Source organism: Pseudomonas sp. rhizo25 (assembly GCF_031931935.1).
Classification (GTDB): domain Bacteria; phylum Pseudomonadota; class Gammaproteobacteria; order Pseudomonadales; family Pseudomonadaceae; genus Aquipseudomonas; species Aquipseudomonas synxantha.
This window is the reverse complement of the sequence record NZ_JAUJXA010000001.1, coordinates 47,607-60,035: the sequence shown is the minus strand read 5'-3', so window position 1 is coordinate 60,035 and position 12,429 is coordinate 47,607. Positions and strand designations below refer to the sequence as shown.

At 60.4% G+C, this 12,429-nt stretch carries 13 protein-coding genes; 8 read left to right on the top strand and 5 right to left on the bottom strand.

Annotated elements, in window-relative coordinates; genetic code table 11:
• Positions 1 to 41 precede the first annotated feature (41 nt).
• Positions 42 to 2,084: a S9 family peptidase gene (locus QZR30_RS00240; protein WP_046071471.1), complete on the bottom strand. Its 2,043-nt coding sequence runs from the start codon at positions 2,082 to 2,084 to the stop codon at positions 42 to 44.
• Between the two features lie 24 nt (positions 2,085 to 2,108).
• On the opposite strand from QZR30_RS00240, the gene QZR30_RS00235 reads away from it, so the two are divergent.
• Genes QZR30_RS00235 through QZR30_RS00225 form a run of 3 tightly spaced genes read left to right on the top strand, consistent with a single transcriptional unit; the run spans position 2,109 to position 3,997 of the window.
• A complete protein-coding gene (locus QZR30_RS00235; RefSeq protein ID WP_046071472.1) occupies positions 2,109 to 2,636 on the top strand; it encodes a hypothetical protein in 528 nt (175 codons plus the stop codon).
• 30 nt (positions 2,637 to 2,666) lie between these two features.
• Positions 2,667 to 3,443: a class II glutamine amidotransferase gene (locus QZR30_RS00230; protein WP_003189615.1), complete on the top strand. Its 777-nt coding sequence runs from the start codon at positions 2,667 to 2,669 to the stop codon at positions 3,441 to 3,443.
• Positions 3,444 to 3,454: 11 nt separating this feature from the next.
• Complete coding sequence (locus QZR30_RS00225) at positions 3,455 to 3,997, top strand: DUF2937 family protein (protein ID WP_046071473.1); 543 nt, start codon at positions 3,455 to 3,457, stop codon at positions 3,995 to 3,997.
• 123 nt (positions 3,998 to 4,120) lie between these two features.
• Here the strand turns inward: QZR30_RS00225 and QZR30_RS00220 are convergent, their stop codons facing one another.
• Positions 4,121 to 5,035: a LysR family transcriptional regulator gene (locus tag QZR30_RS00220; RefSeq protein ID WP_311902821.1), complete on the bottom strand. Its 915-nt coding sequence runs from the start codon at positions 5,033 to 5,035 to the stop codon at positions 4,121 to 4,123.
• A gap of 175 nt (positions 5,036 to 5,210) precedes the next feature.
• Between QZR30_RS00220 and QZR30_RS00215 the strand changes: the two genes are divergently transcribed.
• The 5 genes from QZR30_RS00215 (at position 5,211) to QZR30_RS00195 (ending at position 9,066) form a co-directional block, all read left to right on the top strand.
• On the top strand, positions 5,211 to 5,951 hold the full coding sequence (locus tag QZR30_RS00215) for a 5-oxoprolinase subunit PxpA (protein ID WP_046071475.1): 741 nt from the start codon (positions 5,211 to 5,213) through the stop codon (positions 5,949 to 5,951).
• Positions 5,948 to 6,652, top strand: coding sequence for a 5-oxoprolinase subunit PxpB (gene pxpB, locus QZR30_RS00210; RefSeq protein WP_046071476.1), 705 nt, complete (start codon positions 5,948 to 5,950; stop codon positions 6,650 to 6,652). Before QZR30_RS00215 ends, pxpB begins: the two co-directional genes overlap by 4 nt.
• Positions 6,649 to 7,557 (top strand): biotin-dependent carboxyltransferase family protein, encoded by a 909-nt coding sequence (locus tag QZR30_RS00205; protein ID WP_046071477.1) that lies wholly within the window; start codon positions 6,649 to 6,651, stop codon positions 7,555 to 7,557. Before pxpB ends, QZR30_RS00205 begins: the two co-directional genes overlap by 4 nt.
• Positions 7,558 to 7,694: 137 nt before the next feature.
• Positions 7,695 to 8,237 (top strand): hypothetical protein, encoded by a 543-nt coding sequence (locus tag QZR30_RS00200; protein ID WP_311902820.1) that lies wholly within the window; start codon positions 7,695 to 7,697, stop codon positions 8,235 to 8,237.
• Positions 8,238 to 8,481: 244 nt separating this feature from the next.
• Complete coding sequence (locus QZR30_RS00195; protein ID WP_046071479.1) at positions 8,482 to 9,066, top strand: hypothetical protein; 585 nt, start codon at positions 8,482 to 8,484, stop codon at positions 9,064 to 9,066.
• Positions 9,067 to 9,084: 18 nt separating this feature from the next.
• Here the strand turns inward: QZR30_RS00195 and QZR30_RS00190 are convergent, their stop codons facing one another.
• From QZR30_RS00190 to QZR30_RS00180, 3 genes are all read right to left on the bottom strand, one after another.
• Positions 9,085 to 10,263 (bottom strand): vWA domain-containing protein, encoded by a 1,179-nt coding sequence (locus QZR30_RS00190; RefSeq protein WP_056847314.1) that lies wholly within the window; start codon positions 10,261 to 10,263, stop codon positions 9,085 to 9,087.
• Positions 10,263 to 11,108 carry an AAA family ATPase gene (locus QZR30_RS00185; RefSeq protein WP_034118675.1) on the bottom strand — a complete coding sequence of 282 codons (846 nt, stop codon included), beginning with the start codon at positions 11,106 to 11,108 and terminating at the stop codon, positions 10,263 to 10,265. The genes QZR30_RS00190 and QZR30_RS00185 overlap by 1 nt, the downstream gene beginning before the upstream one ends.
• Before the next feature lie 150 nt (positions 11,109 to 11,258).
• Positions 11,259 to 12,335, bottom strand: coding sequence for a DUF748 domain-containing protein (locus QZR30_RS00180; protein ID WP_046071481.1), 1,077 nt, complete (start codon positions 12,333 to 12,335; stop codon positions 11,259 to 11,261).
• Positions 12,336 to 12,429 lie beyond the last annotated feature (94 nt).

Genomic DNA, 12,429 nt, shown 5'->3' with positions numbered 1-12,429 from the left:
AGGGCGGTCCCCTGTTCAGACAGGGCCGCCCCGGTAAGTTCCTAAATCAGCCCGAGCGCCTTGAACACAAACGCATATTCGAGCGCTACGTCACGTAATCCCTGATAGCGACCGCTCATGCCGCCATGGCCGGCGCCCAGCTCGGTCTTGAGCAGCAGCAGGTTGTCGGAGGTGGCGGTGTCGCGCAGCTTGGCCACCCATTTGGCCGCTTCCCAGTACTGCACGCGGCTGTCGTTGTAGCCGGCGATCACCAGAGTGGCCGGGTAAGCCTGGGCGCTGACGTTTTCGTAGGGCGCGTAGGCCTTGATGCGCGCATACACCTCGGGGTCCTCGGGGTTGCCCCATTCGTCGTACTCGGTGATGGTCAGCGGCAGTTCCGGGTCGAGCATGGTGTTGAGCACATCGACGAACGGCACTTCGGCAATCGCTGCCTGGAACAGTTCCGGACGCTGGTTGAGTACGGCGCCGATCAACAGGCCACCGGCACTGCCGCCGCTGATCGCCAGTTGCCTGGAGGTGGTCACGCCCTCGGCAATCAAGTGTTCGGCGCAGGCGATAAAGTCGCTGAAGGTGTTCTGCTTGTGCTGCTGCTTGCCATTGCGATACCAGGCTTCGCCCAACTCACCGCCGCCACGCACATGGGCGATGGCAAACGCTACCCCACGGTCCAGCAAGCTCAGGCGTGCGTGGGAGAACCACGGATCGAGGCTTTGGCCATAGGCACCGTAGCCATACAGGTACAGCGGCGTCGGCTGGCCGAGCCGGTCACGCTTGACCACCAGGCTGATGGGCACCTGGGTGCCGTCAGCGGAGGTGGCCCATAGGCGTTGGCTGACGTAGTCGTCAGCATTAAACACGCCAAGTACCGGGGTTTCCTTGAGCACCACTTGGGCGCCTGTCGCCAGTTCGAGCTGACGTACCTGGGCCGGACGGTTCAAGGCCTCATAGCGCAGGCGGATCTTGTCGCTGTGAAATTCCAGGCTGTTTTGTACGTAGAGGCTGTAGGCCGCATCGGGTAACTCCACGCGATAGGCCGGTACATCTTCGGGGTGCACCTCGATGACCGGCAGGCCACCGATGCGCAGGCTCAAGGTCATGGCGCTGGCGTTCAGGCTCACACCGTCGAGCATAACTTCATCGCTGTGAGGGATCAGGTTCTGCCAGTCGGCCTCGGTAGGCGGCGTGCCGTTATCGGCAGCGATGAACAGCGCGTAGTTGATCCCATCGCGGTTGCTGCGAATAAACCAGGTCCATTCGCCATTGCGCTTGCCATGGTCGACATCGTATTCATGGTCTTCGACACGTGGCGCCAGGCAGGTAAAGCCCAGGTGCGGCTGGTTGGCGTCCAGCGCCCAGATTTCGCTGGTTGTCTTGCTGCCCAGGGCCAGCAGCAGTTGGCGCTCGGAGCTGGAACGGTAGCAGTGCAGGAAGAAACGTCCGTCGGGCTCGTGGAATACTTCCTGCGCCGCCGTACCATCCAGGCGATAGCGATACAGCTTGTGCGGGCGGTGGGTGTCGTCCAGTTCGCCGAAGAACAGGGTCAGGCTGTCATTAGCCCAGGTCATGCTGCCGTCGCAATTCTCGAACGACAGTTCGCTGACTTTACCTGTGGCCAATTCCTTCACGAACAGGGTGTAGATCTCTTCGCCGCTGGTGTCGAGGCTGTAGGCCAGGCGCTGGTGGTCGGGGCTGATGCTGAACGCGCCGAGGGAGAAAAAGCCGCCGTTGGCCAATGCGTTCGGGTCCAGCAGCAGTTCTTCGCTGCTGTCATCTACCTGGTTGCTGTCGTCAGCCGGGCGGCGGCAGCGGTAATGGCGCGCATATTCGTCACCGGCGGTGGTGCGGGTGTAGTACAGGTACGGGCCCCAAGGGGAGGGCAGGGACAGGTCGGTTTCAAGGATACGGCCCTTGATCTCTTCGAACAGGGTCTCGCGCAGCGCCTGCTGGTCGGCCAACTGGGCCTCCTGCCAGGCGTTTTCGGCCTTGAGGTAGTCGAGCACTTCTGGGGTGTCCCGCGCTTGCAGCCAGGCGTACGGGTCTGGGCCTGGGGCCTTGCGGGCAATCGGGGCGGTCGATGACGTCATGGATCACTCTCTGTCTGGCGGAAGGTGGCAGGCATTGCAGCCGCGACACGCAAAAGCCGTTATCATAGCCGCCTGTTTGCCAACCTTGCCATGGACACCATGACCGAGAACGACTATCTGACCGCTTGGGGCCTCTACGCCTTCGCCGCTTTGGGCTGCCTGTTGGTGTGGTGGCGCATGACCCGCTGGATGTGGCGCTGGCTGCGCGAGCCGTTGCAATTGCTGATGGCGGTGTTGTTGCTGAGCCCGACCATCGTCGACCCGGTCAAGACCCAGTTCGCGCCGGCCGTGGCGATTACCGCCCTGGACCTGGTGCTCAAGGTCGGCAACAACGCCTGGCGGGCGATTTCCGATCTGTTCATGTACACCATGATCGTGTTCGCCCTATACATCGTGTTTGTGTTGATCCGCTGGCCAATCGAGCGTGCGGCCAACGCCCGGCGTGAGCGCAAGGCCGCCACGGATGCTGCCCTGGCCGCCGAGCCGGAAGACGACGAACCGTTCCGTCGCCCGGCGCCGGTGAGTGGCATGCGGGTCGAACCGCGCCTTTAACGTTGTCCGCCCTGCAGCGAGAGCCCTGGCATGTGTGAATTATTGGGCATGAGTGCCAACGTCCCCACCGATATCGTGTTCAGCTTTACCGGGCTGATGCAGCGCGGTGGGCGTACCGGCCCGCACCGCGACGGCTGGGGCATCGCCTTCTACGAAGGGCGTGGCCTGCGGCTGTTCCAGGACCCGGCCGCCAGCAGTGAGTCGGAAGTCGCGTTGCTGGTGCAGCGCTATCCGATCAAGAGCGAAGTGGTTATTGGCCATATCCGCCAGGCCAACGTGGGCAAGGTGAGCCTGGCCAATACCCACCCGTTCGTGCGCGAGCTGTGGGGCCGCAACTGGTGTTTTGCTCACAACGGCCAACTGGCGGACTTCAACCCCCGCGCCACCTTCTACCGCCCGGTGGGCGATACCGACAGCGAAGCGGCCTTCTGCGACCTGCTCAACCGCGTGCGCGAAGCCTTCCCCGAGCCGGTAGACATCGAGCAAGTGCTGCCGGACCTGATCGCCGCCTGCGCCGAATACCGCAGCAAGGGCGTGTTCAACTGCTTGCTCAGCGATGGCGACTGGTTGTTCTGCTACTGCTCGACCAAACTGGCGCAGATTACCCGGCGCGCACCCTTTGGCCCGGCGCGCTTGAAAGATGTCGACGTGATCGTCGATTTTCAGGCCGAAACCACCCCCAATGACGTGGTAACGGTGATCGCCACCGAGCCCCTGACCGACAACGAAAACTGGACCCGCTACGAACCGGGCCAATGGAGCCTATGGCGACGCGGTGAATGCGTCAGCCAGGGCGTTACCGAGTAAGGATATCGACCATGTTGCTTAGCTATCTGCGGTTGGTGCTGTTTGCCATGGGCTTGTTGATCGGCGTGCAGGTGCCGGGGTTTATCAACGACTACGCCAAGCGCGTCGAAGCCCACCTGATCGAGGCCCAGACTGGCCTGCGCGGCTTTGAATCCACGGCGCAACAGTTTTTCAACGGTGATATGCAAGCGTTGGTGGCCCATTACCGTGCCAGCGATGACCCGGTGTTCCAGAGCGACGCCAGCAGCCTGGGCGCGATGCTCGATCGCCAGCTTGAGTTGGACAAGCAATTCCAGGCCATGCAGGGCCCGTGGTACATACGCGTGCTGCAAGTGGCGGTGGCCGCCGACCCGGATATCCGCCAGGAAACCTGGAATGGCTACAGCTACCAGATCTTGCTCACACCCGAAGCCATGGGCTGGGGCCTGGGTGGGGCGATGCTGTTGTCGTTTGGCATCGAATGCCTGTACCGACTGATTGATTGGGTGGTGTTGGGCGGCAGGCGCTTGCGTCAGAGCCGGCCCATCGAAGAGCGGGACCTCAAGGGCCTCTAACGCCCAACTCGGCCAAATGTGGGAGGGGGCTTGCTCGCGATGGCCGCAGGTCAGTCAACATCTTCATCGACTGACACTCTGCTATCGGGAGCAAGCCCCCTCCCACATTTGGATCCGGTTTAGTCAGTGGCTTAGTAGCATCCGCTCTTCGCCGACTTCTTCGGCGTAGCGGGCCACCACCTTCTGGCACAACCCCACAATCTCCTCCACCAACTCAACCCCCACGCGCCATGACACCACTACCTGCAAGTTCGGCAGGCGCTGGGCCATCGGCAGCATCACCAATTCGCCCCGCGCCAGTTTTTCGCTGACCAGTACCGGCGGCAGTGCGCCAATGCCGAAGCCATCGCGCAGCAAACGGGTAATCGCCGACACCGAGTTCACACAGTTCATCCGTGGCGCGGCCACGCCGTTGGCCTGCATCAGGCTGATCACGTCCTGGTGCGGGTGAGAATTTTTCGAGTAGGTGATGATGCGCTCCTGGGCCAGTTCGGCCAGGGAGGCGTAGTCGCGGTGATAGATCGATTGGCTGGCAACGATCCAGGCCATGGGGTGGCTGGCCAGTTCCAGGCTGCGTACGGTTTCCAGGCGCAGCAGGTCGGTTTGCAGGATCAGGTCGAGGAAACCTTTTTGCAACTGATCGCTGAGGTTAAGCGCGGTATCGGCGACCAACTCGATTTCCACCAGGGGGAAATGATCCATCAACTCCGCGACCAACGGGCTCAGCCAAGTGTGGATCACTGTGTCCATCACGCCTATGCGAATGCGCCCGACCTTGCTGCTGCTGGTTTCCAGGGACTGCTTCAAGCCCTGCATGGTCACCATCATCTGCTCGGCGTAATCGAGCACCTTCAAGCCTTCCGGGGTCAGGCTCACGCCCCGGGAGTCGCGCAGGAACAGCTTCACGCCCAACTCGCTTTCCAACACCGCGATGCGGCTGGAAATCGAGGCCTGGGTGGTGAACAGCTTCTCGGCAGTCAGGCGAAAACTCTTGAGCTTGGCCACCCAGACGAAGGTTTCGAGGAACTTCAAATTCATGGGATCAACTTTTTCTTATGCATGGATCGGTTTTTATTAGTTGGACGTCGCACCGGGCAAGCGCCAAAAATCGAGCTGTTCCACGATAAGCGTCGTAGGGGTGCCAGGACAAGTTGCGAGTTCTGTGTAATAAATCCCACACTACAAAAAAACAAAGCCTACAGGAGCGACCAGCGTGAGCCGCCTGCTTTTGAACTGCGACATCGGCGAAAGCTTTGGTAACTGGACCATGGGTCTGGACGCCGAAGTCATGCCGTTCATCGACTGCGCCAACGTGGCCTGCGGCTTTCATGCCGGCGACCCGAGCATCATGCGCAAGACCGTCAGCCTGGCGTTCAAGCATGGCGTGCAAGTCGGCGCCCATCCGGCCTATCAAGACCTGCAGGGCTTTGGCCGGCGCTCGATGCACTACACGCCCCAGGAAATCCAGGATCTGTTGCACTACCAGATCGGCGCGCTGGACGGCATCTGCCGGGCCCAGGGCGGTCGCGTCAGCTATGTGAAGCCCCACGGCGCGATGTACAACGACATGATGGCCAACCCGGCGCAGTTGCGTGCGGTGATTCAGGCCGTGGCCGCCTACGGCGACCTGCCGCTGATGCTGCTGGCCATGCGCGACAACAGCGCTGCCCAGGCATTGGCCGATGAATACGGCGTGACGTTGTGGTTCGAAGCCTTTGCCGACCGTGCCTATGACAGCAAGGGCCACTTGGTTTCGCGCCAGTTGCCCGGCGCGGTGCATCACGACTCCGACACCATCGTGCAGCAGGCCCTGACCATTTCCCTTGGCGAGGCGCTGGTCGCCAGCGACGGCAGTGCGCTGGTATTGCAGGCCAATACCTTGTGCGTGCATGGCGACAACGCCAGCTCGGTGGCTGCGGTGCAGCGTATCCGTGAGGCGTTGAAGACAGCATGAAGCCACGCATTGAAGTGGTGGCCATCGATTGTCTGATGGTGCGTCTGTTTGAGGCGATTGCCGAAGCCAATATGCCGTGGATGCTCGCCGCCACCCAGCGCCTGCGGGCCGGATTCGGCCCCGCGTTGGTGGACCTGGTGCCGTCCTATACCACCTTGATGGTGCATTACGATCTCACGGCGTTGACCCCGGCCCAGGCCCGGGAACTGATCGACCAGGCCCTTACCGATCTGCAACCCCAGGCACAGGGCAGCGGCCAGTGCCATGTGCTGCCGGTGTGGTACGACCTGAGTGTCGGCCCGGAACTGACCCTGCTGGCCCAGCGTAGCGGGTTGGCGGTGGATGAAGTGATCCGCCGCCACAGCGCCCACGAATACCAGGTGTTCGCCCTCGGTTTCGCCCCGGGTTTTGCCTTTATGGGGCTGGTGGACGAAACCCTCGCCACGCCGCGCCTCAGCACCCCGCGCAAACGCGTGGCGGCCGGTAGCGTCGGCATTGCCGAACGGCAAACGGCTGCTTACCCAGTGGTGTCACCGGGCGGCTGGAACCTGATCGGCCGCACTGCGGCCAAGCTGTTCGACCGCGACCGCGACGGCTACAGCCTGATGCAGCCCGGTGACACGGTGCGCTTCGAAGCGGTCAATCACGCTGAATTTATCCACCTGGGAGGCGATGACACGCCGTTGGAGGCGCAGGCATGAGCGGCTTGATCATCGAGGCCAGCACACCGCTGTGCCTGTTGCAGGACGCCGGGCGTTTTGGCGTGCGCCACCTCGGCGTAACCCAGGGCGGCGCGCTGGATTGGGTATCCATGTCCTGGGCCAATTGGCTGCTGGACAACGCCCTGGATGCGCCTGTGGTGGAAGTCACCCTCGGCGGCTTTACCGTGCAGGCCGAGGACTATTGTCTGCTGGCCTTGGCCGGTGCGGACCTGGGCGCGTATATCGATGAGCGTGCCATCAGCCCCGGGCGCAGTTTTATCCTGCAAAAGGGTCAGCGTTTGCGCTTTACCCAGCCATTCAGTGGGGCACGGGCTTACCTGGCGGCGCCGGGCGGGTTCGATGCGCCGCACGTGCTCGGCAGTTGCGCCACGGTGGTGCGTGAGGCGATGGGCGGGGTGGACGGTTTCGGCAAAGCCTTGGCTGAAGGCGCGCGGTTGACCTATTCCGGGACCGGGGGCGCGATGAAAGTGCTGGCCAACCCGGATTTGCCATCCGCTGCATCCCTGGACGTGATCATCGGTGCGCAGATCGGCCAGTTCAGCGGGCAGAGCCTGTTTGATGCGTTCAACACCGAATGGGTCCTGGACAGCCGGGCCGACCGCATGGGCATGCGCTTGCTCGGTACGCCGCTGCACTACCAGGGGCCGTCGTTGATTTCCGAAGGTATCCCACTGGGCGCGATCCAGGTGCCGCCGGACGGGCAGCCGATTGTATTGCTCAATGACCGGCAAACTATCGGTGGTTATCCGCGCCTGGGTGCGTTGACGCCGTTGGCGCTGGCGCGCCTGGCACAGTGTTTGCCGGGGGAGAAAATCAGGTTGGCGCCGGTGGTACAAGAGACGGCGCATCGGCAGCACAACGAATATCTGCGCCGATTTAAATAACACCGCCCCTGATCGTCCCTACGCCGAGCGCGGGGGACGATCTTAAGGTTATTCCTACGCGTGCCCGATGTTTGCCTTCTTTGTTCGATCGCCTCTCCATGCAAGCCTGATCGTGTCATTCACTATCAGGCTTTGTTATGCGTTACTTGAAGATTTTTGCTCAGGACATACTCGATAACGACATTCCCGATGTTGTCTATCTGGAGTTTTATGACGACACCTGCACGCCTGCGCTGGCTTATAAGGCGACGGCCTTCGATATTACGGATGATGGCAAGCTTGACTGGGTCATGGCCGATGATATGAATCAAGATGGTATTGTCGATACATTCGACCGGCAGATGGCACTTGAGTTTGCCCAGTTGTTCCTGGCGTTTGAGTGGTTCAGCGTCGATGCGCCTTTTGACAAGTACTTGAAGGTGTTTGCGGGGGATTTTGACAACAACGGGATTCCCGACACGGTCCGATTGCACTTCCATCAGGGCGACGGCGTGGCCCGGGACGATACCCTGGTCTATTCGGCGGCGGTTTACAGTGACGGAAATGGCCTGGGCGCCAGTGTTTCGATCCATCAGGATGTCAACAATGATGGAAAAGTGGACCGCCAGGATACGGAGTTGGTCAAACAGTTCGCCGCGCGCTTCCTAAAGTTTTCCTGGGTAGACAGCGAGCACTGCTGAGTGAAATGCCTGCAGTCGGGACTACCGACTACAGGTTCCAGCCACTATTGGGAAAAGAACCGCTTCCCTTGCTCCACGCCTCGCAACATTCGCAGGTACACGTAATCGAGCCTATGGGCCAAAAACCACTGCTCGGCCGGACAGGCACGCCAGAATTGCCTGACTTGCCCTGACGGCTTGAGGCCGTCGACCTCGAGTCGCAGCAATGGGAGCCTGTGGGCTCTTCTTGTTACGAGTTTGTATTATGCGATTCTTGATTCTGCGTGCTTACGATATTACCGACAACGCCAGGCCCGACGTGGTCTGCCTGGACTTCTACGACGACACACTCGCGCAGCCCCTTGCCATGGCGGCTGCAGTGGTGGATATGAAGGGTGATGGCAGGCTTGATTGGAAGCTGGCTGACGACATCAACCATAACGGTGTCACTGACACGCTGGATGCAGCCATGGCGCTGGAGTTCGCCCAGCAATTCCTCGAGTTCAACTGGTTCAGCCAGGACGGCGCCGCCGATAAATACCTGATGGTGTTTGCCGTAGACTTCGATGCCAACGGCATACCGGATACCGTGCGCCTGCATTTTCACCAAGGTGAGGGGCAGCTCGATGATGAGTCACTGGCCTACACAGCGGCTTATTTTACCAACGAGGTGGGCACCGCCGATGGCGCCCATATCAGCCAGGACGTGAACAACGACGGCCGCGTCAATGGCGTCGATGCGGAACTGGTGCGGCGGTTCTCCAGTAACTTCCTGCTGTTCGGCTGGCATGATGCGTGCAGGCCCACACCGTCGACACCACCATGCAAACCGGTGCTGAATCGGCCGTAAAGGGCCTTCCGAGGCGGCTTATTTGGCCAGGAAGCGCATGCCTTCCTCCAGGCCGCGCAAGGTCAGCGGATACATCTGATCCTCCACCAGCTCCCGCACGATCCCGGTCGATGCGGTATAGCCCCAGGTGTCCTTGGGGTACGGGTTAATCCAGATCAGCTTCTTGTACTTGGCCATGAAGCGTTGCATCCACACATACCCAGGCTCCTCGTTCCAATGCTCGACGCTGCCGCCGGCCTGGGTGATCTCATAGGGCGCCATGGCTGCATCGCCGATGAAGATCACCTTGTAGTCGGCGCCGTACTTGTGCAGCAGGTCCTGGGTGGAGGTGCGCTCCGAGGTGCGGCGCTGGTTGTTCTTCCATACCGATTCGTACACGAAGTTATGGAAGTAGAAGTACTCCAGGTGCTTGAACTCGGTCTTGCACGCTGAGAACAGCTCTTCGCAGGTCTTCACATGGGCGTCCATCGAACCGCCGATATCAAACAGCAACAACAGCTTGATGGTATTGCGGCGCTCGGGGCGCATCTGGATATTCAGCAACCCGGCGTCGCGGGCGGTGTGGTCGATGGTGCCGTCGATATCCAGCTCTTCGGCGGCACCCTGACGTGCGAACTTGCGCAGCCGGCGCAGGGCGATCTTGATGTTGCGCGTGCCCAGTTCCACCTGGTCGTCGAGGTTCTTGTACTCGCGCTGGTCCCAGACTTTCACCGCCTTGCCCTGGCGCTTGCCGGCGTCACCGACACGAATGCCTTCGGGGTTGTAGCCACCGGAACCGAACGGGCTGGTGCCGCCGGTGCCGATCCATTTGTTGCCGCCGGCATGGCGTTCTTTCTGTTCTTCCAGGCGCTTCTTGAATTCCTCGATCAACTTGTCGAGGCCGCCCAGGGATTGGATCTGCGCGCGTTCTTCATCGCTCAGGGAGCGTTCGAACTCCTTGCGCAGCCAATCTTCGGGGATGAGCGCCTGCAGGTGGTCGTCGAGCTTCTCCAGGCCGTTGAAGTAGGCCCCGAAGGCGCGGTCGAACTTGTCGAAATGCCGCTCGTCCTTGACCAGGATCGCCCGGGCCAAGTAGTAAAACTCGTCCATGTCGGCGAAGGTCACGCGTTGTTTCAGCGCGTTGATCAGGTCGAGCAGCTCGCGCACCGACACCGGTACCTTGGCTGCACGCATTTCATTGAACAGGTTGAGCAACATTATCGATTACCGCGACGGCTCATGAAGGCCAGACGTTCCAGCAGTTGCACGTCTTGCTCGTTCTTGACCAGGGCGCCGGCCAGCGGCGGGATAGCTTTGGTAGGATCGCGTTCGCGCAGCACCGCTTCGCCGATATTGTCGGCCATCAGCAGCTTGAGCCAGTCCACCAGTTCGGAGGTGGACGGTTTTTTCTTCAGGCCCGGCACCTTGCGTACATCGAAGAACACATCGAGCGCTTCGCTGACCAGGTCCTTCTTGATGTCCGGGTAGTGCACATCCACGATCTTCTGCAGGGTAGGGCGGTCAGGGAAGGCGATATAGTGGAAGAAGCAGCGGCGCAGGAAGGCGTCCGGCAGCTCTTTTTCGTTGTTGGAGGTAATGATGATGATCGGGCGCTTCTTGGCCTTGATGGTCTCGTCGATCTCGTAGACGTAGAACTCCATCTTGTCGAGTTCCTGCAACAGATCGTTGGGGAACTCGATATCGGCCTTGTCGATTTCATCGATCAGCAGGATCACCCGCTCTTCGGACTCGAAGGCTTCCCAGAGCTTGCCCTTCTTCAAGTAGTTGCGCACATCGTGAACCTTGTCCACACCCAGTTGCGAATCGCGCAGGCGGCTGACCGCGTCATACTCGTACAGGCCCTGATGGGCCTTGGTGGTTGACTTGATGTGCCAGGTGATCAGCCGGGCACCGAAGGATTCGGCCAGTTGCTCGGCGAGCATGGTCTTGCCGGTGCCCGGTTCGCCCTTGACCAGCAGCGGCCGCTCCAGGGTGATGGCGGCGTTGACGGCCAGTTTCAGGTCATCGGTAGCCACATAGGCCTGGGTGCCTTCGAACTTCATCGGTCATTCCTCGAATTCATCAATGTCCGGACTATACCGCGCAGCCCTGGCGACTGTGAACGCAGACGGGTTATTCAGTCTCTGAATGGCCGGTCACTTCCGTTGACCAGTGCGCTACATGTGAGAGGGGCAAGCCCCTTCCCACATTTTTTAGTCCGCGCTGGGCTTGGGTTGTTCGTACCTTGCATTAAAGGCCTGGATGAAGCCATTGCGCAAAATCGCCAGGAACGCGGAAAAGGCGCTGATATCTTGCTGATGCACGCTGCCGCTGAGTTCTACCCGGGTCGCAAACTGGTTTTTGTTCTGGTTTTTCAACACGGTCTCGCTGGCGCCGACCACCGCTTCCCAGATTGAGCGAAAGATATTTTTGTCCTTGTTCTCAACATCCTGCTGCCAGTCAAAGACTTCTACGTCACGCAGCAATGGTTTGATATAACCGCTCAGTTGGCCTTTCTCAGCCTGGGCTTCGATCACCACATCGCCGGTGCCGGCCTTGAAGTCGAATTTTCCATAGGCGGACGCGAAGTCATTCATGCGTTTGAGTTGCAAGTCTCTGGCGCGGAAGCGGAACTCAAAGTCTTCGAAATTGCTCAGCGGATCAAAGGTCGCGTTGGCCTCCAGCGGCGCCTGCCCCAGCAGCAGGGCTTTGCCTTCAAAGCTGGCGTCGCGCTTGCCTTCAACGTCTACCACATTGGTCAGGTTATAGAGGCTGGCATTGACCGAGGTCGCATTGATATTGACCGGCGGCTTTGAGCTGAAATTGTGGAAGGCGATCTTGCCCTCTCGGATGCGCACTTCGTTCAGGGTAATTGGCAGCAGCTTGCTCAACTGCGCTCGCCAGTCGGTGCCCTTACCCGTTTGGGACGCCTGTTTGTTGGCACCGCCATCGACGAAGTTCAGCTCAGGCTTGAGAAACTCCACCTCGGCCACCACCGCATGGTCGTACCACAGCGAATGCCAGCTCACCGACAAGTCGATCAGCGGCGCCTTGACGAAGGGCACCGGCACTTTGCCGTCGACCTTGACGATCTGCAGGCCGTTGATCTTGTAGGCGCCACGCCACAGCGCCAGGTCCACGTCAGTGATCTGGCCACGGTAATCGCCCATGTCGGCGAGCTTGTCGTTGAGGTAGTTACGCACCAGGTAGGGCAGGGCCAGGTCCAGGGCAACCAGCAGCACCAGCAGCGCGGCGATTGTCCATAACGGCCAACTGTAGCGACGTTTCATGGGTTGGTTCTCCTTGCTTGTAGGAGATTGACTGTTCTGATGAACGCAACGTTCCACCGTCTGGACGCGTTGAAGTACGAGGCATACCCTTGGG